37 protein-coding genes are annotated in these 22,959 nt (G+C 67.4%); all 37 read left to right on the top strand.

What is annotated here, in order from left to right; translation table 11 throughout:
- Positions 1-102: 102 nt before the first annotated feature.
- The 37 genes from AB0368_RS11645 (at position 103) to AB0368_RS11465 (ending at position 22,927) form a co-directional block, all read left to right on the top strand.
- Complete coding sequence (locus tag AB0368_RS11645; RefSeq protein WP_366153801.1) at positions 103-417, top strand: hypothetical protein; 315 nt, start codon at positions 103-105, stop codon at positions 415-417.
- 76 nt (positions 418-493) lie between these two features.
- Complete coding sequence (locus AB0368_RS11640; protein WP_366153738.1) at positions 494-967, top strand: hypothetical protein; 474 nt, start codon at positions 494-496, stop codon at positions 965-967.
- A 397-nt stretch (positions 968-1,364) separates the two neighbouring features.
- On the top strand, positions 1,365-1,739 hold the full coding sequence (rpsL, locus tag AB0368_RS11635; protein ID WP_014440718.1) for a 30S ribosomal protein S12: 375 nt from the start codon (positions 1,365-1,367) through the stop codon (positions 1,737-1,739).
- Position 1,740: 1 nt separating this feature from the next.
- Positions 1,741-2,211, top strand: a complete 471-nt coding sequence (rpsG, locus tag AB0368_RS11630; protein WP_366153737.1) for a 30S ribosomal protein S7 — start codon at positions 1,741-1,743, stop codon at positions 2,209-2,211.
- Between the two features lie 103 nt (positions 2,212-2,314).
- Positions 2,315-4,411 (top strand): elongation factor G, encoded by a 2,097-nt coding sequence (gene fusA / locus AB0368_RS11625; protein ID WP_366153736.1) that lies wholly within the window; start codon positions 2,315-2,317, stop codon positions 4,409-4,411.
- A 119-nt stretch (positions 4,412-4,530) separates the two neighbouring features.
- A complete protein-coding gene (tuf, locus tag AB0368_RS11620; protein WP_366153735.1) occupies positions 4,531-5,724 on the top strand; it encodes an elongation factor Tu in 1,194 nt (397 codons plus the stop codon).
- A gap of 380 nt (positions 5,725-6,104) precedes the next feature.
- Positions 6,105-6,413 carry a 30S ribosomal protein S10 gene (gene rpsJ, locus AB0368_RS11615; protein ID WP_007073037.1) on the top strand — a complete coding sequence of 103 codons (309 nt, stop codon included), beginning with the start codon at positions 6,105-6,107 and terminating at the stop codon, positions 6,411-6,413.
- Positions 6,414-6,423: 10 nt separating this feature from the next.
- Positions 6,424-7,077 carry a 50S ribosomal protein L3 gene (gene rplC, locus AB0368_RS11610; protein ID WP_366153734.1) on the top strand — a complete coding sequence of 218 codons (654 nt, stop codon included), beginning with the start codon at positions 6,424-6,426 and terminating at the stop codon, positions 7,075-7,077.
- The gene (rplD, locus tag AB0368_RS11605; protein ID WP_366153733.1) at positions 7,074-7,742 is read left to right on the top strand and encodes a 50S ribosomal protein L4; all 669 of its coding nucleotides are present in this window, start codon (positions 7,074-7,076) and stop codon (positions 7,740-7,742) included. The genes rplC and rplD overlap by 4 nt, the downstream gene beginning before the upstream one ends.
- Positions 7,739-8,041 (top strand): 50S ribosomal protein L23, encoded by a 303-nt coding sequence (gene rplW, locus AB0368_RS11600; protein ID WP_366153732.1) that lies wholly within the window; start codon positions 7,739-7,741, stop codon positions 8,039-8,041. The genes rplD and rplW overlap by 4 nt, the downstream gene beginning before the upstream one ends.
- 12 nt (positions 8,042-8,053) lie before the next feature.
- Entirely contained in the window at positions 8,054-8,893 is an 840-nt protein-coding gene (gene rplB, locus AB0368_RS11595; protein ID WP_366153731.1) for a 50S ribosomal protein L2, read from the top strand.
- Between the two features lie 13 nt (positions 8,894-8,906).
- Positions 8,907-9,188, top strand: coding sequence for a 30S ribosomal protein S19 (gene rpsS / locus AB0368_RS11590; protein WP_014440726.1), 282 nt, complete (start codon positions 8,907-8,909; stop codon positions 9,186-9,188).
- A gap of 33 nt (positions 9,189-9,221) precedes the next feature.
- Positions 9,222-9,701 (top strand): 50S ribosomal protein L22, encoded by a 480-nt coding sequence (rplV, locus tag AB0368_RS11585; protein ID WP_366153730.1) that lies wholly within the window; start codon positions 9,222-9,224, stop codon positions 9,699-9,701.
- Complete coding sequence (gene rpsC, locus AB0368_RS11580; protein ID WP_366153729.1) at positions 9,701-10,543, top strand: 30S ribosomal protein S3; 843 nt, start codon at positions 9,701-9,703, stop codon at positions 10,541-10,543. The genes rplV and rpsC overlap by 1 nt, the downstream gene beginning before the upstream one ends.
- Positions 10,544-10,546: 3 nt before the next feature.
- On the top strand, positions 10,547-10,972 hold the full coding sequence (rplP, locus tag AB0368_RS11575) for a 50S ribosomal protein L16 (protein WP_023358180.1): 426 nt from the start codon (positions 10,547-10,549) through the stop codon (positions 10,970-10,972).
- Positions 10,972-11,205 (top strand): 50S ribosomal protein L29, encoded by a 234-nt coding sequence (gene rpmC / locus AB0368_RS11570; RefSeq protein ID WP_364164707.1) that lies wholly within the window; start codon positions 10,972-10,974, stop codon positions 11,203-11,205. The genes rplP and rpmC overlap by 1 nt, the downstream gene beginning before the upstream one ends.
- The gene (gene rpsQ / locus AB0368_RS11565; protein WP_366153728.1) at positions 11,202-11,477 is read left to right on the top strand and encodes a 30S ribosomal protein S17; all 276 of its coding nucleotides are present in this window, start codon (positions 11,202-11,204) and stop codon (positions 11,475-11,477) included. Before rpmC ends, rpsQ begins: the two co-directional genes overlap by 4 nt.
- 95 nt (positions 11,478-11,572) lie before the next feature.
- On the top strand, positions 11,573-11,941 hold the full coding sequence (gene rplN / locus AB0368_RS11560) for a 50S ribosomal protein L14 (protein WP_023358185.1): 369 nt from the start codon (positions 11,573-11,575) through the stop codon (positions 11,939-11,941).
- An 85-nt stretch (positions 11,942-12,026) separates the two neighbouring features.
- Positions 12,027-12,341 carry a 50S ribosomal protein L24 gene (gene rplX, locus AB0368_RS11555; RefSeq protein WP_366153727.1) on the top strand — a complete coding sequence of 105 codons (315 nt, stop codon included), beginning with the start codon at positions 12,027-12,029 and terminating at the stop codon, positions 12,339-12,341.
- Positions 12,341-12,910, top strand: a complete 570-nt coding sequence (gene rplE, locus AB0368_RS11550) for a 50S ribosomal protein L5 (protein ID WP_366153726.1) — start codon at positions 12,341-12,343, stop codon at positions 12,908-12,910. Before rplX ends, rplE begins: the two co-directional genes overlap by 1 nt.
- Before the next feature lie 2 nt (positions 12,911-12,912).
- The gene (locus AB0368_RS11545; RefSeq protein ID WP_014440734.1) at positions 12,913-13,098 is read left to right on the top strand and encodes a type Z 30S ribosomal protein S14; all 186 of its coding nucleotides are present in this window, start codon (positions 12,913-12,915) and stop codon (positions 13,096-13,098) included.
- A 75-nt stretch (positions 13,099-13,173) separates the two neighbouring features.
- On the top strand, positions 13,174-13,581 hold the full coding sequence (gene rpsH, locus AB0368_RS11540; protein WP_366153725.1) for a 30S ribosomal protein S8: 408 nt from the start codon (positions 13,174-13,176) through the stop codon (positions 13,579-13,581).
- A gap of 13 nt (positions 13,582-13,594) precedes the next feature.
- Positions 13,595-14,137 carry a 50S ribosomal protein L6 gene (gene rplF / locus AB0368_RS11535; RefSeq protein WP_366153724.1) on the top strand — a complete coding sequence of 181 codons (543 nt, stop codon included), beginning with the start codon at positions 13,595-13,597 and terminating at the stop codon, positions 14,135-14,137.
- Between the two features lie 8 nt (positions 14,138-14,145).
- Positions 14,146-14,529, top strand: a complete 384-nt coding sequence (gene rplR, locus AB0368_RS11530; RefSeq protein WP_366153800.1) for a 50S ribosomal protein L18 — start codon at positions 14,146-14,148, stop codon at positions 14,527-14,529.
- 12 nt (positions 14,530-14,541) lie between these two features.
- Complete coding sequence (rpsE, locus tag AB0368_RS11525; protein ID WP_366153723.1) at positions 14,542-15,162, top strand: 30S ribosomal protein S5; 621 nt, start codon at positions 14,542-14,544, stop codon at positions 15,160-15,162.
- On the top strand, positions 15,162-15,344 hold the full coding sequence (rpmD, locus tag AB0368_RS11520) for a 50S ribosomal protein L30 (RefSeq protein ID WP_366153722.1): 183 nt from the start codon (positions 15,162-15,164) through the stop codon (positions 15,342-15,344). Before rpsE ends, rpmD begins: the two co-directional genes overlap by 1 nt.
- Positions 15,344-15,787: a 50S ribosomal protein L15 gene (rplO, locus tag AB0368_RS11515; protein WP_366153721.1), complete on the top strand. Its 444-nt coding sequence runs from the start codon at positions 15,344-15,346 to the stop codon at positions 15,785-15,787. Before rpmD ends, rplO begins: the two co-directional genes overlap by 1 nt.
- Positions 15,788-16,064: 277 nt before the next feature.
- Positions 16,065-17,411: a preprotein translocase subunit SecY gene (gene secY / locus AB0368_RS11510; protein WP_366153799.1), complete on the top strand. Its 1,347-nt coding sequence runs from the start codon at positions 16,065-16,067 to the stop codon at positions 17,409-17,411.
- A 74-nt stretch (positions 17,412-17,485) separates the two neighbouring features.
- Entirely contained in the window at positions 17,486-18,139 is a 654-nt protein-coding gene (locus tag AB0368_RS11505) for an adenylate kinase (RefSeq protein WP_366153720.1), read from the top strand.
- 1 nt (position 18,140) lies between these two features.
- The gene (gene map / locus AB0368_RS11500) at positions 18,141-18,995 is read left to right on the top strand and encodes a type I methionyl aminopeptidase (RefSeq protein WP_366153719.1); all 855 of its coding nucleotides are present in this window, start codon (positions 18,141-18,143) and stop codon (positions 18,993-18,995) included.
- A 94-nt stretch (positions 18,996-19,089) separates the two neighbouring features.
- A complete protein-coding gene (locus AB0368_RS11495) occupies positions 19,090-19,521 on the top strand; it encodes a DUF1707 domain-containing protein (protein WP_366153718.1) in 432 nt (143 codons plus the stop codon).
- 281 nt (positions 19,522-19,802) lie between these two features.
- Complete coding sequence (gene infA / locus AB0368_RS11490; RefSeq protein WP_007073013.1) at positions 19,803-20,024, top strand: translation initiation factor IF-1; 222 nt, start codon at positions 19,803-19,805, stop codon at positions 20,022-20,024.
- 48 nt (positions 20,025-20,072) lie between these two features.
- Entirely contained in the window at positions 20,073-20,189 is a 117-nt protein-coding gene (gene rpmJ, locus AB0368_RS11485; protein ID WP_015619018.1) for a 50S ribosomal protein L36, read from the top strand.
- Positions 20,190-20,362: 173 nt separating this feature from the next.
- Positions 20,363-20,743, top strand: a complete 381-nt coding sequence (rpsM, locus tag AB0368_RS11480; RefSeq protein ID WP_366153717.1) for a 30S ribosomal protein S13 — start codon at positions 20,363-20,365, stop codon at positions 20,741-20,743.
- Positions 20,744-20,760: 17 nt separating this feature from the next.
- Entirely contained in the window at positions 20,761-21,168 is a 408-nt protein-coding gene (rpsK, locus tag AB0368_RS11475; protein WP_015619020.1) for a 30S ribosomal protein S11, read from the top strand.
- Between the two features lie 16 nt (positions 21,169-21,184).
- Positions 21,185-21,811, top strand: coding sequence for a 30S ribosomal protein S4 (gene rpsD, locus AB0368_RS11470; protein ID WP_366153715.1), 627 nt, complete (start codon positions 21,185-21,187; stop codon positions 21,809-21,811).
- A gap of 93 nt (positions 21,812-21,904) precedes the next feature.
- Positions 21,905-22,927, top strand: coding sequence for a DNA-directed RNA polymerase subunit alpha (locus AB0368_RS11465; protein ID WP_023358222.1), 1,023 nt, complete (start codon positions 21,905-21,907; stop codon positions 22,925-22,927).
- Positions 22,928-22,959 lie beyond the last annotated feature (32 nt).

Raw genomic sequence — 22,959 nt, 5'->3', positions numbered from 1 at the left:
CAACGCACAGGGCGGTCGCGCAGCAGCGCGGCCGCCCTCGGCGTTTCTTCCTAAGATGGACGGGTGACGCTCCCCGCCCCTGCCGTGCCAACCCGCCACCCGATGGATCCGGAGCCGGCGCCGTCGACGAAGGCGCGCGCCGTTTTCGCGCTCGGGCTGATGGCGTTCGTCACCGGAGCGTTCGTCGGCGGCGTGATTCCCGCCACCATCGCCCTGGTGCTCGCGCGTCAGGTCGCCCGTGAGCAGTTCGCCGCGGGCGGCTACCTCACCGGCTCCAAGTGGGTACGCCGCGGCCGCAGGCTGGCCTGGGCCGGCATCGTCCTGGCCCTGACCGCGCTGGTGGTGGCCACGATCGCGGGTCTCCTGCACCTCGCGGCCACCCCGGGCGGTCAGGACTTCGACCCCGGCACCGACTGACCGGCCTCGGGCTGCGCGCGCCCACCTTCGGGTGACATGCTCGACATCCAGCGGTACGCGGCGAGAGGGACGGTCCGTGACACAGCAGCCAGGTTCGTGGCCGGGACAGCCGCGTCCACCGGCGGTGATGCAGCCGAGGCCGGGGGAGGCGTGGACGCCCGAGCGGGTCGAGCCCGTGGCCGGCACGGATTTCGGCCTGGTCCAGTTGCGCGTCGCGCCGATCACCTCCGGGCTCGCGATCGGCTCGCTCATCGCCGGCATCGCGTCCATCCTGGTCGCCACCCTCGTGCTGTGCTTCGGCATCGCCGGCGCGGCGCAGGGCTGGGGTGGTGTGGTGGCCGGCGCGTTCGCGCTGCTCGGTGCCCTGGTGGGCGGCGGTGCGATCGCCCTGGGGCTGGTCGCCCGGCGCCAGATCACGCGCTCCGGCCTGGGCGGCCGGGTCCGCTTCACCGGCCGCGGCGTGGCCGTGGCGGGGATCTCCTGCGGTGGAGCGGGTGTGGGAATTGCGGTGCTGGTCCTGCTGTTGGTGATGGTGTTGCAGTCCTCGTGAGACCGCGTCGTGCGCCGAAACTGGCACCGCGGCGTTGTGGCGGCGGAGCACCCGGTACACTTGATAGGCGGAGATGTCCATCGTCAGGCTGGCTGGTCAAGCGGGCTCGTTTTGACCTGCGTGCCAGCGGTGGGTACTCTTTCCCCTCGTGCCCGGGCTAGCCCGGGCAACTCGTGCGTGCGCCCGAGTCTGTAGTACCGACGGGGCGACGAGCACGAACGGGCTGAGCCCGACAAAGACAAGACCCGCTGCGGGCGACGTGCGTGCGGCGGGACCGTGAGCCGGACGACACGCCCGACCGCGGGTGCGGGCCGTTCCAACCGGAACGGCTCGTACACAAGGCATAACGAAGACGTTGCGGCCGCTGAAGGGCGGCCGAAGGGAGCGGAGAAACCCGGTGCCCACGATCCAGCAGCTGGTCCGCAAGGGCCGCCAGGCAAAGACGAGCAAGACCAAGACGCCGGCGCTGAAGGGAAGTCCCCAGCGGCGCGGCGTGTGCACGCGCGTGTACACCACCACCCCCAAGAAGCCGAACTCTGCGCTGCGCAAGGTCGCTCGTGTGAAGCTCAGCAGCCAGATCGAGGTAACGGCGTACATCCCGGGCGTCGGCCACAACCTGCAGGAGCACTCGATCGTGCTCGTGCGCGGCGGCCGTGTGAAGGACCTCCCGGGCGTCCGCTACAAGATCGTCCGCGGTTCGCTGGACACCCAGGGTGTCCGCAACCGCAAGCAGGCCCGCAGCCGTTACGGCGCGAAGAAGGAGAAGAGCTGACATGCCTCGTAAGGGCCCCGCTCCGCGCCACCCATTGGTTGCGGACCCGGTTTACAACTCGCCGCTGGTCACCCAGCTGGTGAACAAGATCCTCGTCGGTGGCAAGCGTCAGCTCGCCGAGCGGATCGTGTACGGCGCTCTCGAGGGATGCCGCGAGAAGAGCGGCACCGATCCCGTGGTGACCCTGAAGAGGGCCATGGACAACGTCAAGCCGACCCTCGAGGTCCGCAGCCGCCGCGTCGGTGGCGCGACCTACCAGGTGCCGGTCGAGGTCCGTACCCCGCGGCAGACCACCCTCGGTCTGCGCTGGCTGGTCCAGTACTCCAAGGCCCGCCGCGAGAAGACCATGATCGAGCGCCTGCAGAACGAGCTGCTCGACGCCAGCAACGGTCTCGGTGCCGCCGTCAAGCGGCGCGAGGACACCCACAAGATGGCGGAGTCCAACAAGGCCTTCGCGCACTACCGCTGGTAAGACCCCGTCCCCGGCCCGGCACCGCCGGGCCGGGACAGGTCACCGGCTCCCCGCGACATCGCGCGGGACACAGTCGACACGACGACGAAGAGTAGGGATTGCAGTGGCTGCCGCAGACGCGCTCGCCAGGGTACGCAACATCGGCATCATGGCGCACATCGACGCTGGTAAGACCACGACGACCGAGCGCATCCTGTTCTACACCGGCATCACGTACAAGATCGGTGAAGTCCACGAGGGCGCGGCCGTCATGGACTGGATGGAGCAGGAACAGGAACGCGGTATCACGATCACCTCCGCCGCCACGAAGTGCGAGTGGAAGGGCCACACGATCCAGATCATCGACACGCCCGGCCACGTCGACTTCACGGTCGAGGTCGAGCGGTCGCTGCGCGTGCTCGACGGTGCGGTCGCGGTCTACGACGGTGTCGCCGGCGTGGAGCCCCAGACGGAGAACGTCTGGCGGCAAGCGGACAAGTACAACGTTCCCCGGATGTGCTTCGTCAACAAGCTGGACCGGACCGGCGCGGACTTCTTCCGCTGCGTCCAGATGATGATCGACCGGCTCAACGCGACGCCGCTCGTCCTGCAGATCCCGATCGGCCTCGAGGGCGACCACATCGGCGTCGTCGACCTGATCGGCATGCGGGCGCTGACCTGGCGCGGCGAGACCCAGAAGGGCGACGACTACGCGGTCGAGGAGGTCCCGGCCGACCTCGCCGATTCGGCCGCCGAGTGGCGCGAGAAGCTCATCGAGACCCTCGCCGACGTCGACGACGTGGTCATGGAGAAGTACCTCGAAGGCGAGGAGCTCTCCGAGGCCGAGATCAAGGCGGCCATCCGGCGCGCCACGATCGCCAGCAAGGCGAACCCGGTGCTCTGCGGTTCGGCGTTCAAGAACAAGGGCGTCCAGCCCATGCTCGACGCCGTGGTGGAGTTCCTGCCGTCGCCGCTGGACATCCCGGCCATCGAGGGCACCGCGACCGACGGCGAGACCCCGCTGCTGCGCAAGCCCTCCAACGACGAGCCCTTCTCGGCCCTGGCCTTCAAGATCCAGACCGACAAGCACCTCGGCAAGCTGACGTACGTCCGGGTCTACTCCGGCACGCTCGAGTCCGGTTCCCAGGTGGTCAACTCCACCAAGGACCGCAAGGAGCGGATCGGCAAGATCTACCAGATGCACGCCAACAAGCGTGAGGAGCGGCAGACCGCGCAGGCCGGCGATATCATCGCCGTCCAGGGTCTGAAGCAGACCACCACCGGTGACACCCTGTGCGACCCGGCCAACCCGGTCATCCTCGAGTCGATGACCTTCCCCGAGCCGGTCATCCAGGTCGCCATCGAGCCGAAGACCAAGTCGGACCAGGAGAAGCTGGGCACCGCGATCCAGCGCCTGGCCGAGGAGGACCCGACCTTCCGCGTCTTCAACGACGAGGAGACCGGGCAGACGATCATCGCCGGCATGGGCGAGCTCCACCTGGACATCCTCGTGGACCGCATGCGCCGCGAGTTCAACGTCGAGGCGAACATCGGTAAGCCGCAGGTGGCGTACCGGGAGACGATCCGCGGCAGCGTGGAGAAGCTCACGTACGTGCACAAGAAGCAGACCGGTGGTTCGGGCCAGTACGCGAAGGTCGTCGTCACCGTCGAGCCGCTGTCGCTCGAGGCGGACGGCCCCACGTACGAGTTCGTGAACGCGGTGACCGGTGGTCGCATCCCCAAGGAGTTCATCCCCTCGGTGGACGCGGGCGCGCAGGACTCCCTGCAGTACGGCGTCCTCGCCGGCTACCCGCTGGTCGGCGTCAAGTTCACGCTGGTCGACGGCCAGTACCACGAGGTCGACTCGTCCGAGATGGCATTCAAGATCGCCGGCTCCATGGCGATGAAGGAAGCTGCTCGCAAGGCCGACCCCGCGCTGCTGGAGCCGATGATGTCCGTCGAGGTCACCACCCCTGAGGACAACATGGGTGACGTCATCGGCGACCTCAACTCCCGCCGCGGCTTGATCCAGTCGATGGAAGAGCGCTCCGGCGCCCGCGTCATCAAGGCTCTGGTCCCGCTGTCGGAGATGTTCGGCTACGTCGGCGACCTGCGGTCGAAGACTGCCGGCCGGGCCAGCTACAGCATGCAGTTCGACTCCTACGCCGAGGTGCCGCAGGGCGTGGCGAAGGAGATCATCGCTAAGGCCACCGGCGCCTGATGCGTTGAGGTGCGTGCGGTCCGTCGAGGACCGCACGCACACAAGCAGTCGACAGAGTCCTAATCGCCTTATCGGCGTGCCGGGCGAGAGAAGAAACCACAGTCCACAGGAGGACACCAGTGGCGAAGGCGAAGTTCGAGCGGACTAAGCCGCACGTCAACATCGGCACCATTGGTCACATCGACCACGGTAAGACGACGCTGACTGCGGCCATCACGAAGGTCCTGCACGACCAGTATCCGGACCTGAACCCGTATACCCCGTTCGACGAGATCGACAAGGCGCCTGAAGAGAAGGCCCGTGGTATCACGATCTCGATCGCGCACGTCGAGTACCAGACCGCGGCGCGGCACTACGCGCACGTGGACTGCCCCGGCCACGCCGACTACATCAAGAACATGATCACCGGTGCCGCGCAGATGGACGGCGCGATCCTGGTGGTGGCGGCGACCGACGGCCCGATGCCGCAGACCAAGGAGCACGTGCTCCTGGCCCGCCAGGTCGGCGTTCCGTACATCGTCGTCGCCCTGAACAAGAGCGACATGGTCGACGACGAGGAGCTCCTGGAGCTCGTCGAGCTCGAGGTTCGTGAGCTGCTCAGCACCTACGAGTTCCCGGGCGACGACCTGCCGGTCGTGCGCGTCTCGGCGCTCAAGGCGCTCGAGGGCGACGCGCAGTGGTCCGAGAAGCTCATGGAGCTGATGAACGCGGTCGACACCGCGATTCCGCAGCCCGAGCGTGACGTCGAGAAGCCGTTCCTCATGCCGATCGAGGACGTCTTCACGATCACCGGTCGTGGCACGGTCGTCACCGGCCGGGCCGAGCGCGGCATCCTCAAGCCGAACGAGGAGGTCGAGATCGTGGGTATCCGCGAGAAGTCGACCAAGACCGTTTGCACTGGCATCGAGATGTTCCGCAAGCTGCTCGACGAGGCCCGCGCGGGCGAGAACGTCGGCCTCCTGCTGCGCGGTATCAAGCGCGAGGACGTCGAGCGCGGCATGGTCGTCGTCAAGCCCGGCTCCAGCACTCCGCACACGGAGTTTGAGGGCCAAGTCTACATCCTCTCGAAGGAGGAGGGCGGCCGCCACACGCCGTTCTTCCAGAACTACCGCCCGCAGTTCTACTTCCGCACCACGGACGTCACCGGCGTCGTCACGCTGCCCGAGGGCACCGAGATGGTCATGCCGGGCGACTCCACCAGCATGTCGGTGAAGCTGATCCAGCCCATCGCCATGGAGCAGGGCCTGAAGTTCGCGATCCGGGAGGGTGGCCGCACCGTCGGCGCCGGAACGGTCACGAAGATCAACGTCTGAGTGAGGGCCTGTTCACCACGGTGAACAAACCCTCATTGGTGACCCCGATTAGCGTTGCCGCTTTCGATACGGCATACTAGTCAGGTTGCGTCCGCGCAGGGTGGTTGGCTGCCTTGGCAGGTTCTGGCAGCCGACCACCCTCGCCCGGTGTCCGGCGTGTGTTAGAACCGCCGGCCGCCCCGATCCCGACGGATGGGGTAGCTCCCTTCGGAGCTGTCCCGCGGGCATGACCGCTCCAGATGCTTGGGGCGGAGCCTGGTTCCACAGCGCGACACGCCCGACCGCGGGGGTCGGACAACGCAGGATCAACGGTCCTGCGGGCATGCGAGGGCCACCGCTTTCGCACGTAGCGGCATCGAGAGAAGGAAACAGAAGCCACCATGGCGGGACAGAAGATCCGCATCCGGCTCAAGGCCTATGACCACGAGGTCGTCGACTCCTCGGCGCGGAAGATCGTCGAGACGGTGACGCGGACCGGGGCGCAGGTCGCTGGCCCGGTGCCGCTGCCCACGGAGATCAACCGTTTCTGCGTGATCCGTTCGCCGCACAAGTACAAGGACTCGCGCGAGCACTTCGAGATGCGCACGCACAAGCGGCTGATCGACATCATCGACCCGACTCCGAAGACGGTCGACTCGCTCATGCGCCTCGACCTGCCGGCTGGCGTCGACATCGAGATCAAGCTGTAGGGACCGGACAATGGACAGGCAAGTGAAGGGCATCCTGGGCGCCAAGCTCGGCATGACCCAGGTCTGGGACAACAACAAGGTCGTCCCGGTAACCGTGGTGCAGGCCGGCCCGTGCGTCGTGACCCAGGTCCGCACCGCCGAGGCCGACGGCTACACCGCGGTCCAGCTGGCGTACGGGCAGATCGACCCGCGGAAGGTCAACAAGCCGGAGAGCGGCCACTTCGCGAAGGCGAACGTGTCGCCCCGTCGCCACGTCGTCGAGCTGCGCACCGTCGACGCCGGTGAGTACGAGCTCGGCCAGGAGGTCACCGTCGAGGCGTTCGCGGTCGGCACGCCGATCGACGTCACCGGTAAGACCAAGGGCAAGGGCTACGCCGGTGTCATGAAGCGGCACGGCTTCCACGGCCTCAAGTCGAGCCACGGTGTCGAGCGCAAGCACCGCTCGCCGGGCTCGATCGGCGCCTGCGCCACCCCCGGGCGTGTCTTCAAGGGCACCCGGATGGCTGGCCGCATGGGTAGCAAGCGCTTCACCGTGCAGAACCTCACGGTGCAGGCCGTCGACACCGACAACAACCTGCTGCTCATCAAGGGTGCCGTTCCCGGCCCCAAGGGCGCGCTGATCCTGGTCCGTACGGCGGCGAAGAAGAAGGGTGGTGCCAAGTGAGCTCGGTTGACGTGATCAACGCCGAGGGCGCGAAGGCCGGCTCGGTCGAGCTGCCCGACGACATCTTCGACGTGCAGGCGAACATCCCGCTGATGCACCAGGTCGTCGTCGCTCAGCTCGCGGCTGCCCGGCAGGGTACGCACAAGGCGAAGACCCGCGGCGAGGTCTCCGGTGGCGGCAAGAAGCCGTACAAGCAGAAGGGCACCGGCCGCGCCCGTCAGGGCTCGATCCGCGCGCCTCAGTTCACCGGTGGTGGCGTCGTACACGGTCCCCAGCCGCGTGACTACAGCCAGCGGACCCCGAAGAAGATGAAGGCCGCCGCCCTGCGTGGCGCCCTCTCCGACCGGGCCCGCGACGGCCGGGTGCACGTGGTCGAGGCGTTCCTCGCCGGCGAGACGCCGTCGACGAAGGCCGCGATCGCGACGCTGCGTAAGGCGACCGAATCCACCAAGGTCCTGGTCGTGCTGAGCGGCTATGACGAGCTGAACTGGCTGTCGCTGCGCAACGAGCCGACCGTGCACCTCATCGAGGCCGGCCAGCTCAACACGTACGACGTGCTGGTGGCGGACGAGGTCGTCTTCACCAAGGAAGCGCTCGAGGAGTTCCTCGGCGTTCCCGCCTCGGCCGACGGCCGGGAAGCAGATGGAGCGGAGGGGGACAAGTGAGCACGATCGCCGACCCGCGCGACATCATCGTCGCGCCCGTGGTCTCCGAGAAGAGCTACAGCGTTCTCGACCAGAACTGGTACACGTTCACCGTCCACCCGGACGCGAACAAGACCCAGATCAAAATCGCGATCCAGCAGATCTTCGACGTCCGCGTGCTGACGGTGAACACCGCGAACCGTGAGGGCAAGCGCAAGCGCACCAAGACCGGTTTCGGTCAGCGCAAGGCGACCAAGCGCGCGATGGTGAAGCTGGCTGACGGTGACCGTATCGAGGCCTTCGGCGGCCCGGTCAGCTAAGGGGTGTAAATCATGGCTATCCGTAAGTACAAGCCGACCACGCCGGGCCGTCGCGGCTCCAGCGTCGCCGACTTCGCCGAGATCACCCGGTCCACCCCGGAGAAGTCTCTGCTCGCCCCGCTGCCGAAGAAGGGTGGACGCAACGTCCACGGTCGCATCACCACGCGGCACCAGGGCGGCGGCCACAAGCGGCAGTACCGGATCATCGACTTCAAGCGCAACGACAAGGACGGCGTGCCGGCCAAGGTCGCTCACATCGAGTACGACCCCAACCGCACCGCCCGCATCGCGCTGCTGCACTACGCCGACGGCGAGAAGCGCTACATCGTCGCGCCGAAGGACCTGAAGCAGGGCGACCGCGTCGAGTCCGGTCCGGGCGCGGACATCAAGCCGGGCAACGCCCTGCCCCTGCGCAACATCCCGGTCGGTACGACGATCCACAACGTGGAGCTTCGTCCCGGCGGTGGCGCCAAGCTGGCCCGTTCGGCCGGCGTCGGCATCCAGCTGCTCGGTCGCGAGGGCGTGTACGCCACGCTGCGTATGCCCTCCGGCGAGATCCGTCGCGTCGACGTGCGCTGCCGCGCCACCGTCGGCGAGATCGGCAACGCCGACCAGTCGAACATCAACTGGGGCAAGGCCGGCCGCATGCGGTGGAAGGGCAAGCGCCCGACCGTCCGTGGTGTCGCCATGAACCCTGTCGACCACCCGCACGGTGGTGGTGAGGGTAAGACCTCCGGTGGTCGCCACCCGGTCAACCCGGCTGGTAAGCCGGAGGGCCGTACTCGCCGCAAGGGCCAGGAGAGCGACCGCATGATCGTTCGCCGCCGCTACGCCACCCGCAAGCGCGGGTAACGGGAGTTTAAAGATGCCTCGCAGCCTGAAGAAGGGCCCGTTCGTCGACGACCACCTGATCAAGAAGGTGGAAGTCCAGAACGAGAAGAACTCGAAGAACGTCATCAAGACCTGGTCGCGTCGCTCGACGATCATCCCCGACATGCTCGGGCACACGATCGCCGTGCACGACGGGCGCAAGCACGTCCCGGTGTTCATCACCGAGGCCATGGTCGGGCACAAGCTCGGCGAGTTCGCTCTGACCCGTACGTTCAAGGGTCACGAGAAGGACGACCGCAAGAGCCGTCGTCGCTAAGCAGTCCACGGATAAGAACAAGGGGTTACAGCGATGCCAGTCAAGGGCGACGCTCCGGTGCTTCCGGGCGCGCGGGCGGTTGCGCGTCACGTGCGCATCTCGCCGAACAAGGCGCGCCGTGTGATCAACCTCGTCCGCGGTCTGCCCGCGAAGGAGGCTCTCACGGTCCTGCAGTTCGCGCCGCAGGCTGCGAGTGAGCAGGTCTACAAGGTGCTCGCCAGCGCGATCGCGAACGCCGAGAACAACGAGCGGCTCGACCCGGACGCGCTCCTGGTCAGCGAGGCGTTCGTCGACGAGGGTCCGACGCTGAAGCGGTTCCGGCCGCGGGCGCAGGGCCGGGCGTACCGGATCCGCAAGCGCACCTGTCACATCACCGTCGCGGTGGAGGCCGTCCAGGTCGCCACGCCGGCCCGCAAGGCCGCCGCGAAGAAGGCCGCGCCGGCCAAGAAGGCGGCTCCGGCCGCCACCGAGGCCACGCCGGCCGAGTCCCAGAGCACGGAAGGTGCCGAGTAATGGGTCAGAAAGTTCACCCCACCGGGTTCCGGCTCGGCATCTCCACCGACTGGAAGAGCCGCTGGTTCGCGGACAAGCTCTACAAGGACTACATCGGCGAGGACGTCAAGATCCGCCGAATGATGTCCAAGGGCCTCGAGCGCGCCGGCATCTCCAAGGTGGACATCGAGCGTACCCGTGACCGGGTCCGCGTCGACATCCACACCGCCCGGCCGGGCATCGTCATCGGCCGCAAGGGCGCGGAGGCCGACCGCATCCGCGGCGAGCTCGAGAAGCTCACCGGCAAGCAGGTCCAGCTCAACATCCTCGAGGTGAAGAGCCCGGAGTCGGACGCGCAGCTCGTGGCGCAGGGCGTCGCCGAGCAGCTGTCCAGCCGGGTCAGCTTCCGCCGGGCGATGCGCAAGGCCATGCAGTCCGCGATGAAGAACCCGATCTGCAAGGGCATCCGGGTGCAGGTCTCCGGCCGCCTCGGCGGCGCGGAGATGAGCCGCACGGAGTTCTACCGTGAGGGTCGCGTCCCGCTGCACACGCTGCGCGCCAACATCGAGTACGGCTTCTTCGAGGCCCGTACGACGTTCGGCCGCATCGGCGTGAAGGTCTGGATCTACAAGGGCGACCACGTACCGGGTCGCGAGGTCGCCCCCGAGGCGCCCGCGCGTCCGCGCCGTGACCGTGGCGATCGTCCCGAGCGTCCGCGCCGCGGGCGTTCCGGGTCGTCCGGCACGACCGCGGGTGGCACCGAGGCCGGCCGCGCCGCGCAGGCGCAGGCCGCTGGTGCGCCCGCCGAGTCGACCGACACCGCCGCTGCTCCGGTCGCGGCCGAAACGCAGCAGGAGGGCTGACACATGCTGATGCCGCGTAAGCCCCCGAAGGGCTTCCGCAAGCCGCACCACCCGGACCGCCACGGCGCGTCCAAGGGCGGCAACCGGGTGGTCTTCGGCGAGTTCGGTATCCAGGCCCTGGAGCCGGCGTACGTGACCAACCGGCAGATCGAGTCGGCTCGTATCGCCATGACCCGCCACATCAAGCGTGGCGGCAAGGTGTGGATCTCGATCTTCCCGGACCAGGCTCTGACCAAGAAGCCCGCCGAGACCCGCATGGGTTCCGGTAAGGGCTCGCCGGAGTGGTGGGTGGCGAACGTCAAGCCGGGACGCATTCTCTTCGAGATGTCGTTCCCGAACGAGACGATCGCGCGCGAAGCGATGCGTCGCGCGATTCACAAGCTCCCGATGAAGTGCCGCATCGTGACACGCGAAGTGGGTGAAAACTGATGGCAGCGGGCGTTAAGGCAGCCGAGCTGCGCGAGCTCTCCGAAGAGGAGCTGGTCTCGCGGCTGCGGGAGGCCAAGGCGGAGCTGTTCAATCTTCGCGTGCAGGGCGCGACCGGGCAGCTCGACAATCACCGTCGGCTGCAGGTGGTCCGCAAGGACATCGCGAAGATCTACACGATCATGCGTGAGCGTGAGCTGGGGCTCTCGGCCGCGCCGACTGAGGTGACAGCATGAGTGAGAACACTGCTGCTGAGCCGCGGAACCAGCGCAAGGTGCGCGAGGGTTTCGTGGTCAGCGACAAGATGGACAAGACCGTCATCGTCGAGGTCGAGGACCGCGTCAAGCACGCCCTGTACGGCAAGGTTCTGCGGCGTACCCGCAAGCTTCAGGTGCACGACGAGCAGAACGCGTGCGGTGTGGGCGACCGGGTTTCCCTGATGGAGACCCGCCCGCTGTCGCGCACCAAGCGGTGGCGCATCGTGGAGATCCTCGAAAAGGCCAAGTGAGTGCGCTGGGCCGGCGGGAGCCGGCCCAGCCGCCCATCGTTCCGCCAAGCTTCGGAAGAACATCCCCGGAGAACTGGCAGACATAGGAGACAGACGTGATCCAGCAGGAGTCGCGACTGCGCGTCGCCGACAACACGGGTGCCAGGGAAATCCTGTGCATCCGCGTACTGGGCGGCTCCGGTCGCCGCTACGCGAGCATCGGCGACGTCATCGTGGCCACGGTCAAGGACGCCATCCCGGGTGCCGGTGTGAAGAAGGGTGACGTCGTCAAGGCGGTCATCGTTCGCACCGCCAAGGAGCGGCGCCGTCCCGACGGCTCGTACATCCGTTTCGACGAGAACGCCGCCGTCATCATCAAGGACGGCGGGGACCCCCGCGGTACGCGCATCTTCGGCCCGGTCGGCCGCGAGCTGCGCGACAAGCGGTTCATGAAGATCATCAGCCTGGCGCCGGAGGTGCTCTGACTGTGAACGAGCGCAGCGAGCGAACCATCAGGCTCAGCAATAGCCTGTGTGACACCTACGGTGACGCCGGAACGGAGGCCCGGGCATGAAGATCAAGAAGGGCGACACGGTCGTCGTCATCGCCGGCAAGGACAAGGGCGCCAAGGGCAAGGTCATCGCGGCCTTCCCGCGCCAGGACAAGGTCCTCGTCGAGGGCGTCAACCGCATCAAGAAGCACGAGCGCATCCGCACGACGCAGCGTGGTTCGAAGACCGGCGGCATCGTCACGCAGGAAGCCGCCATCCACATCTCCAACGTGCAGATCGTGGATGACCAGGGCAAGCCGACCCGCGTCGGCTACCGCGTCGACGACAACGGCCAGAAGGTCCGTATCGCGCGAAGCACCGGTAAGGACCTGTGATGACTGCCGCTACCGAGACCAAGACTCTGCCCCGTCTGAAGCAGAAGTACCGCGGCGAGGTCATCGCCGGGCTTCAGGAGCAGTTCAAGTACGGCAACCCCATGCAGGTTCCCGGCCTGGTGAAGGTCGTCGTGAACATGGGTGTGGGCGAGGCCGCCCGCGACGCCAAGCTGATCGACGGCGCCGTACGGGACCTGACGACCATCACCGGTCAGAAGCCGCTGGTGCGGCGGGCGACCAAGTCCATCGCGCAGTTCAAGCTGCGTGAGGGCATGCCGATCGGCGCGAAGGTCACCCTCCGCAACGACCGGATGTGGGAGTTCCTGGACCGGCTGCTGTCGATCGCGCTGCCGCGTATCCGTGACTTCCGCGGCCTCGACGGGCGCAAGCTCGACGGGCACGGCAACTACACGTTCGGTCTGACCGAGCAGTCGGTGTTCCACGAGATCGACCAGGACCGGATCGATCGGACCCGGGGCATGGACATCACGGTGGTCACCACCGCCACGACCGACGAGGAGGGCCGGCAGCTGCTCAAGCTCCTGGGCTTCCCGTTCAAGGAGAACTGAGCATGGCTAAGAAGGCGCTGATCATCAAGGCGGCCGCGAAGCCGAAGTTCGCCGTTCGGGCGTACACCCGCTGCCAGAAGTGCGGACGTCCGCATTCGGTCTACCGCAAGTTCGGTCTGTGCCGGGTGTGTGTCCGGGACATGGCCCACCGCGGTGAGCTGCCCGGCGTGTCGAAGGCTTCCTGGTAACCCAAGCTTGTAATACCGCTTCGCCGTAGGCCCGGTCCTACTGGGAACCCCGGCGAGAAAGGTTGACGAATACCCATGACGATGACGGACCCGATCGCAGACATGCTCACGCGTCTGCGTAACGCCAACCAGGCGTACCACGACAAGGTGACCATGCCCTTCTCGAAGATCAAGGCGAACATCGCCGAGGTCCTCAAGGCAGAGGGCTACATCGCCTCCTGGACGGCTGAGGACCCCGCCGAAGGCGAAGTCGGCAAGCGCCTGGTCGTTGAGCTCAAGTACGGCCAGAACCGCGAGCGTAGCCTCGCCGGCATCAAGCGCGTGTCCAAGCCCGGTCTCCGGGTGTACGCCAAGTCCGACGAGCTTCCCCGGGTGCTAGGCGGCCTGGGTGTCGCGATTGTTTCGACGTCCCAGGGGCTGCTGACCGACCGGCAGGCCCGCAAGCGGAGCGTTGGCGGGGAAGTCCTCGCCTTCGTCTGGTAACGGAGACTCTGACATGTCGCGAATCGGACGTAAGTCGATCCCGGTCCCGGCCGGCGTCGACGTCACCATCACGGGCCAGACCGTCAAGGTCAAGGGCCCCAAGGGCGAGCTCTCGCACACCGTCTCGGAGCCGATCACGGTCGAGAAGGCGGACAACGGCGAGCTGGTCGTCAACCGCCCCAACGACGACCGTAAGGCCAAGGAGCTGCACGGGCTCTCGCGTACCCTCGTCGCCAACATGATCGTCGGCGTCACCGAGGGCTACAAGAAGACCCTGGAGATCAACGGCACCGGTTACCGCGTGACCGCCAAGGGCAAGGACCTCGAGTTCGCCCTGGGCTTCTCGCACCCGGTCAACGTGCCCGCGCCGGTCGGCATCACCTTCTCGGTGGAGCGCCCGACGCAGTTCACCGTCGCCGGTATCGACAAGCAGCTCGTCGGCGAGGTCGCCGCGAACATCCGGAAGATCCGCCCGCCGGAGCCCTACAAGGGCAAGGGTGTCAAGTACCAGGGCGAGGTCATCCGCCGCAAGGCTGGAAAGGCAGGTAAGAAGTGACCGCCACGCTGCTCAAGCGCCGCAATGGGGGCGGAGTTGCCTCCAAGCGCGCCGTCGGAAAGGCGCGTCGGCACTTCCGGGTCCGCAAGAACGTCCGCGGCACTGCCGAGCGTCCCCGTCTGGTCGTCACCCGGTCCTCGCGGCACATCACCGCGCAGATCGTGGACGACCTCAAGGGCCACACGCTCGTCTCTGCCTCCACGCTCGACGCCTCCCTGCGGGGCAACGAGGGTGACAAGAGCGCCCTGGCCGGCAAGGTCGGCGCTCTCCTCGCCGAGCGCGCGAAGGCCGCGGGCGTGTCCAAGGTCGTCTTCGACCGCGGTGGCAACAAGTACGCGGGGCGTATCGCCGCGCTTGCCGACGCCGCCCGCGAAGCCGGACTCGAGTTCTAGGAAGGAAGACCAATGCCTGGTCAGCAGCGCCGTGGCGGCGGGTCCGGCGGTAACAACGAAGGCGGCCGCCGCGACAACCGCCGTGAGGGCGGCCGCGGTAACGCGCCCGTCGAGAAGACCCCCCATCTGGAGCGGGTCGTAGCGATCAACCGTGTCGCGAAGGTCGTGAAGGGTGGTCGTCGCTTCAGCTTCACCGCCCTCGTGATCGTCGGCGATGGCGACGGCACCGTCGGCATCGGATACGGGAAGGCCAAGGAGGTGCCCGCGGCGATCGCCAAGGGTGTCGAGGAGGCCAAGAAGCACTTCTTCAAGGTGCCGCGGATCGGTGCGACGATCCCGCACCCGATCACCGGCGAGGCCGCTGCGGGTGTGGTGCTCCTCAAGCCGGCGTCCGCCGGTACCGGCGTCATCGCCGGTGGCCCGGTGCGTGCCGTGCTGGAGTGCGCGGGCATCCACGACGTGCTGAGCAAGAGCCTCGGCTCGTCGAACCCGATCAACATCGTGCACGCGACGGTGGCCGCTCTGAAGGGCCTCGAGTCGCCGGAGCAGGTCGCGGCCCGCCGTGGCCTGCCGGTCGAGGACGTGGCCCCCGCGGCCATGCTGGCGGCGCGTGCGGAAGCGGCGGTGCGCTGATGGCACGCTTGAAGGTCACCCAGACCCGGTCCGGGATCGGCCGTAAGCAGAACCAGCGGGACTCCCTGCGGTCGCTCGGCCTGAAGCGGATCAACGATGTGGTGGTCAAGGAGGACCGCCCCGAGATTCGGGGCATGATCTTCGCCGTGAGCCACCTCGTGACTGTTGAGGAGGTCGAGTAATGGCGATCAAGGTTCACCACCTCCGGCCGGCGCCCGGAGCCAAGACTGCGAAGACCCGTGTGGGTCGCGGTGAGGGCTCCAAGGGCAAGACCGCCGGTCGGGGCACCAAGGGTACGGGAGCTCGCAAGAACGTCTCGGCTGCGTTCGAGGGTGGGCAGATGCCCCTCCACATGCGCCTGCCGAAGCTCAAGGGCTTCAAGAACAAGAACAAGGTCGTCTTCCAGGTCGTCAACCTGGACCGGCTCGCCGAGCTGTTCCCGAACGGCGGCGAGGTCGGCCCGCTGGAGCTCGCCGAGGCCGGCGCGGTCCGCCGCGGCCAGCTCGTGAAGGTCCTGGGCTCCGGTGAGCTGGGTGGCGTGTCGCTGCAGATTTCGGCGCACGCGTTCAGCGAGTCGGCCAAGGAGAAGATCGCAGCCGCCGGTGGTTCCGCCACCGAGCTGTGAGGCTTGCCGGGGATGCCGGTCCGGGTATCGCACTGCGATGCTCGGCCGGCATCCCCGTTGTGGCGTCTGACCTGGCGTTTTGCCGGGCCGGACGGCACGGTTCCACCAGCCGCGGCGTAGCTCTTCGTCCCCGGGTGCTGCACAAGCGGCGACCGTGCCTCACAGCGGGCACGTCAGGCTGTTAAAGTCCGTTCCCAGCCAGGTATATCGGTCGTCCGGACCGATGCCTACCCCCATCCGCCGGATTCAGGCGGCCACCTCGCGCAGGAGGAAGAAGTTGCTCTCCGCCTTTCTGAGTGCGTTCCGGACGCCTGACCTGCGCAAGAAACTGCTGTTCACAGTAGCGATCATCGCGGTCTACCGGCTCGGGGCCACACTGCCCAGCCCGGGTGTGTCCTACACCAACGTCAAGAACTGTCTCAAGCTCGTCCACCAGGCGGATGCGGGCGGTGGGGTTCTCAACCTCCTGAACCTCTTCTCTGGCGGGGCACTGCTGCAACTCTCCGTCTTCGCGCTGGGCATCATGCCCTACATCACCTCGTCGATCATCCTGCAGCTGCTCACCGTGGTCATCCCACGCCTCGAGCAGCTCCGCAAGGAAGGCCAGTCCGGCCAGGCGAAGATCACGCAGTACACCCGCTACCTGACCCTGGGCCTCGCGATCCTGCAGTCCTCGGCGTTCGTGGCGCTGGCCCGCTCCGGCCAGCTGTTCGCCAACGTCTGCGACCAGAACAGCGCCCAGTACTCGATCATCCCCAAGGGCACCGGCATCCCGGACTGGCTGACGCTGACGATGCTGGTCGTCACGATGACCGCCGGTACGGGCGTCGTCATGTGGCTCGGCGAGCTCATCACCGACCGCGGCGTCGGCAACGGCATGTCGGTCCTGATCTTCACCTCGATCGCCGCCCGCCTCCCTGGCGAGGGCTGGACGATCAAGGAGAGCAACGGCTGGGCCAAGTTCTGGCTCGTCGTCGCGCTCGTGCTGCTGGTCATCTGCGCCGTGGTCTTCATCGAGCAGGCTCAGCGCCGCATCCCGGTGCAGTACGCGAAGCGCATGATCGGCCGGCGCATGTACGGCGGCACGTCGACGTACATCCCGCTGAAGGTCAACCAGGCCGGCGTCGTGCCGGTGATCTTCGCGTCGTCGTTGCTCTACCTGCCGCAGCTGTACCTGCAGTTCTTCGACAAGAACAACCTCAAGGGCTACCAGCTGTGGATCCAGGATCACCTCGCGGACCCGCGGAGCTCGATCTACATCGCGGCGTACTTCTTCATGATCATTTTCTTCACGTACTTCTACGTGTCGATCACGTTCAACCCGACCGAGGTCGCTGACAACATGAAGAAGTACGGTGGCTTCGTACCGGGCATCCGGCCCGGTAAGCCGACCGCCGACTACCTGGACTTCATCCTCAGCCGGATCACGCTGCCGGGTGCGCTGTACCTGGGCCTGATCTCGGTTCTGCCGAACTTCTTCTTCATCTGGCTGAACAGCCAGCAATACCAGAACTTCCCGTTCGGCGGCACCGCAGTGCTGATCATGGTGGGTGTGGGTCTGGAGACGGTGAAGCAGATCGAAAGCCAGCTCATGCAGCGCAACTACGAAGGGTTCCTCCGGTAGTGGCGACGCGGAGCCGGGGGGCTCTTGCGTCTGTGGTTTCCGAGGCTCGTTCTCACCGAAGCGAGGCGATGTAGGTGCGGCTGGTACTGGTGGGCCCTCCGGGGGCCGGCAAGGGGACCCAGGCTGAGTTCATCGCCGCCCATCTCGCCGTACCGAAGATCTCGACCGGTGACATCTTCCGGGCGAACGTCTCCCAGGGCACGCCGCTGGGGCTCGAGGCGAAGCGCTTCATGGACGCGGGCAATCTCGTCCCCGACGAGGTCACCATCAACATGGTCCGCGACCGGCTCGCCGAGCCCGACGCCGGCGACGGCTTCCTGCTGGACGGCTTCCCGAGAACCGTCCCGCAGGCGTCGGCGCTCGACAAGCTGCTGGCCGACCTGGGCACCGCGCTCGACCTGGTGATGGAGCTCGTGGTCGACGACGACGAGGTCATCCGGCGGCTCTCCGGCCGCCGGACCTGCCGCGGCTGCGGCAAGATCTGGCACGTCGAGTTCGACCCCACCAGCAAGGAGAACGTCTGCGACCGGTGCGGCTCCGAGCTGTTCCAGCGTGACGACGACCGGGCGGAGACCATCGCCAACCGGCTGGTCGAGTACGCGGACAAGACCGCGCCGCTCGTCGACTTCTACGGCGCTCAGGGCAAGCTCGTCGGCATCGACGCCACCGGGCCGGTCGAGGACGTCACCGTGCGTGCGATCGACGCGCTGCGGTCATACGGGGGCTGAGATGCGCCGTCAGCAGCTGGACATCCAGCTCAAGACGCCGGAACAGATCGAGCTCATGCGGGGCGCCGGCCTGGTCGTCGCCGCCGCCCTCGACGCGATGCGCGCGGCCGTGGCCCCCGGGGTCTCGACGGGGGACCTGGACGCCATCGCGGAGAAGGTCATCCGCGACGCGGGGGCGGTCCCGTCGTTCAAGGGCTACCACGGCTTCCCGGCCTCGATCTGCGCGTCGGTCAACGAACAGGTCGTCCACGGCATCCCCTCGCCGAGCCAGGTGCTGCGCCAGGGGGACCTGATCTCGCTGGACTGCGGGGCGATCCTGAACGGCTGGCACGGCGACTCGGCGATCACGGTCGGGGTCGGCGAGACCGACCCCGAGCTGCTGCGCCTGGCCGAGGTGGCCGAGGACGCGATGTGGGCCGGGGTCGCCGCGGCCGCGCGCGGCGCCGCCAACGGCCGCGGCCGGCTCACCGACATCTCGTTCAACGTCGAGAAGGCCGTCCGCAAGGCGGGCCGCTACGGCATCGTCGACGGGTACGGCGGCCACGGCATCGGCACCGAGATGCACCAGGACCCGCACGTGCTCAACCACGGCAAGCCCGGCAAGGGCCCGCGCCTGGTGCCCGGGCTGTGCCTGGCCATCGAGCCGATGATCACGATGGGCTCGCCCCGGACCCAGGAGCTGTCGGACGGCTGGACGGTCGTCACCCGCGACGGGTCGATGGCGGCGCACGTGGAGCACACGATGGCATTGCTCGAGGACGGGGTGTGGGTGACGACGGCCCCGGACGGTGGCCGCGCGCGCCTGGGCGACCTGGTGACGTCCCGCCAGCCGGCGGTCGGCTCGCTCGCCGAGTAGCACGCCGCTTGCCCGAGAATTTGACTCGTTGGCCGAGCAAACCGTGGCGACCACGGGGCCGCGATTCGCGGCCGGGTTTGGCATGCTGGCGGGCATGGGTCAGGAAATGCGGGCGGGCGATGCCGAGCGGCAGGCCGTCGCCGACAAGCTGAAGGCGGCGCTGGACGAGGGCCGGCTCGATCTCCACGAGTACGACGAGCGGCTGCAGCGGGCGTACGCGGCGAAGACCTACGGCGACCTGGACGGCCTCACCGCCGACCTGCCCGGGACCATTCCCGCTCAACGGGCCCAGGTCGTGCCCCAGCAACCGCAGGAGGCGCCGGTGGCGGCGCCCGGTACAGCGGAGGTGCCCGGGCGGTCCGGGCCGCCGTGGCTGGCTTCCTACGCCGGCGTGGTGGTGGTCTGCGTCGTCGTGTGGGCGATGTCTTCGCTGGCATCGGGGGAGTGGATCTACTTCTGGCCCGGCTGGATGCTCATCCCGATGATCTTCGGAATCATCGGCCGCCGGACCGGTCGCAGGCGCTGATCGTCGCCGTCCGGGTAGGTACGGGCGAGGAAAACGCGCGATAGCTGCCTTTTTGTCCGCTTCTGTGGGCCGTCGACACACCCGGCTCCGGGTTGCGGGGACCTCGGTTTGGTGTCGATGCCCGGGCGCGCGTACACTGGCTTGCTGGCGCACAGCGTCCACTCCGGCATGTCTACCAAGCGCTTCTGGTGGCGCCGGAGCCGCGGCTGGTCCGGCCCTCCGGGGTTGCGATGAACGTTGTGAGCCTGCCCCCAAGAACCCGATGTCAGGTAGCGGAGGACATGCCAAAGAAAGACGGAGCCATCGAGATTGAAGGCCGAGTGATCGAGCCTCTGCCGAACGCCATGTTCCGTGTGGAGCTCGCCAATGGTCACAAGGTGCTGGCTCACATCTCCGGCAAGATGCGGCAGCACTACATCCGCATCCTTCCCGAGGACCGGGTCGTCGTCGAGCTTTCGCCGTACGACCTGACCCGTGGGCGCATCGTCTATCGCTACAAGTAACGGGGTCGCGGGGATCCACATCCCGTCTGACTGAAAGTTAGGCAAACCGTGAAGGTCAAGCCGAGCGTCAAGCGGATCTGCAACAACTGCCGGGTCATCCGGCGGCACGGGCGCGTCATGGTCATCTGCAAGACCGACGCGCGTCACAAGCAGCGCCAGGGCTGATTCCGGCCTGGCACTGCCAGATCCGTACCACTGAAGAAGCTCGTCCCAGCCGCGGTGTCATGCATGACGATGGCGCGCGGCTTCACCCCCGGTCGGAGGCCGGGGCCCGCCCGGGCAGGCGGGAAGGGGACGGGCACAGACCTCCGTGAGACATCTGAGGAGTACGCCCACTTATGGCTCGACTCGTCGGCGTCGATCTTCCCCGCGAAAAGCGGATGGAGATCGCGCTCACCTACATCTTCGGGGTCGGTCGGACCCGCGCTGTCGAGGCGCTCTCCGCGACCGGCATTGACCTGAACAAGCGCGCCAAGGACCTCACTGACGAGGAGCTCGTCCAGCTCCGCGACTACATCGAGGCCAATTTCAAGGTTGAAGGTGACCTTCGCCGCGAGGTCGCCGCGGACATCCGCCGCAAGGTCGAGATCGGCTGCTACGCCGGCATCCGTCACCGTCGTGGGCTCCCCGTCCGGGGTCAGCGCACGCGGACGAACGCTCGTACCCGCAAGGGTCCGAAGCGCACGGTCGCCGGTAAGAAGAAGCCCGGTCGGAAGTAATAGGAGCGCACTGACTTATGCCACCGAAGGCACGCGCTGGGGCCCCCGTCAAGAAGGTCCGGCGCAAGGAACGCAAGAACGTCGCCCACGGGCAGGCGCACATCAAGAGCACCTTCAACAACACCATCGTGTCGATCACCGACCCGACCGGTGCGGTCATCTCCTGGGCCTCGTCCGGCCAGGTGGGCTTCAAGGGCTCCCGCAAGTCGACTCCGTTCGCCGCGCAGCTGGCCGCCGAGGCCGCCGCGCGCCGGGCCATGGAGCACGGCATGCGCAAGGTCGACGTGTTCGTCAAGGGCCCCGGTTCCGGCCGGGAGACCGCCATCCGTTCGCTGCAGGCCGCCGGCCTCGAGGTCGGGCAGATCTCCGACGTCACGCCGCAGCCGCACAACGGATGCCGTCCGCCGAAGCGTCGCCGGGTCTAAGGGAGAGATCGAAGCAATGGCTCGTTACACAGGTGCGGACTGCAAGCGCTGCCGCCGCGAGAAGATGAAGCTGTTCCTCAAGGGCAGCAAGTGCGATGGTCCGAAGTGCCCGTTCGAGTCCCGGCCGTTCCCGCCCGGGCAGCACGGCCGCGGCCGGACCAAGGAGACCGAGTACCTGCTCCAGCACCGCGAGAAGCAGAAGGCCCGTCGTACGTACGGCGTGCTCGAGAAGCAGTTCCGCGGTTACTACGAGGAGGCTGTCACCAAGCCCGGCAAGACCGGTGAGGTGCTGCTCCAGATCCTCGAGTCGCGGCTGGACAACGTCGTTTACCGGGCCGGCTACGCCGCGTCCCGGGACATGGCCCGGCAGGTGGTCAAGCACGGCCACTTCCTGGTCAACGGCATCAAGGTCGACATCCCGTCGTACCGGGTGAAGGAGCACGACATCGTCACGCTCCGGGAGAAGTCGAAGGAGATGACCCCCTTCGTCGTCGCCCAGGCCCAGGCCGGTTCCCGGCCGGTGCCGGCGTGGCTGGAGCCCATCCCGAGCGAGATGAAGATCCTGATCCACTCGCTCCCGGCCCGCGCTGTCATCGACACGCAGGTCCAGGAGCAGCTGATCGTCGAGCTCTACTCCAAGTAGCGCTCTGACCGGGCGCCCCCTCGCGGGGGCGCCCGGTGCATCACATGAGGACGGGCATCAAATAGCGGGTGCCCCGACAGAAAGAAGAAACGCGTGCTCATCAGCCAGCGCCCGAGCCTCTCGGAAGAGTCGCTCAGCGAGACCCGCTCCCGGTTCACCATCGAGCCCCTGGAGCCGGGCTTCGGCTACACCCTCGGCAACTCGCTGCGGCGGACCCTGCTGTCGTCCATCCCGGGCGCGGCGGTCACCAGCATCAAGATCGACGGCGTGCTGCACGAGTTCACCACGATCCCCGGTGTCAAGGAGGACGTGGTCGAGCTCGTCATGAACGTCAAGGAGCTCACCGTCAGCTCCGAGCACGACGAGCCGGTCAGCATGTACCTGCGCAAGCAGGGCCCGGGCGACGTCACCGCCGGTGACATCCAGCCCCCGGCCGGCGTGTCCGTGCACAACCCCGACCTGAAGCTGGCCACGCTCAACAGCAAGGGCCGGCTCGACATGGAGCTCACCGTCGAGCGGGGCCGTGGCTACGTCACGGCGGCGCAGAACAAGAGCGCCGGCGCCGAGATCGGCCGCATCCCGGTCGACTCGATCTACTCGCCGGTCATGAAGGTGACTTACCGCGTCGAGGCGACCCGTGTCGAGCAGCGCACCGACTTCGACCGCCTGATCATCGACGTCGAGTCGAAGGCGTCGATCTCGCCCCGTACCGCGCTGGCGTCGGCCGGCTCGACCCTCGTCGAGCTGTTCGGCCTCTGCCGCGAGCTGGACGAGACCGCCGAGGGCATCGACATCGGCCCGTCGCCGCAGGACGCCCAGCTGGCCGCCGATCTCGCCCTGCCGATCGAGGAGCTGGACCTCACGGTCCGGTCGTACAACTGCCTCAAGCGCGAGGGCATCAACACCGTCGGTGAACTGATCGGGCGGACGGAGGCCGACCTTCTGGATATAAGGAATTTCGGTCAGAAGTCGATCGACGAGGTCAAGATGAAGCTCGCCGGAATGGGCCTGGGCCTGAAGGACAGCGCGCCGTCCTTCGACCCGGCGCACGTGGTCGACTCGTTCGGCGACGTGGACTACGACACCGACGACTACCGCGAGACCGAGCAGCTGTAACCCCCGCTGCCGCCATTCAAGAGGAGCATCAG

Origin of the sequence: Actinoplanes sp. NPDC051475 (assembly GCF_040689425.1) — a bacterium.
Classification (GTDB): Bacteria; Actinomycetota; Actinomycetes; order Mycobacteriales; family Micromonosporaceae; genus Actinoplanes.
This window is presented reverse-complemented; position numbering and strand designations above follow the sequence as displayed.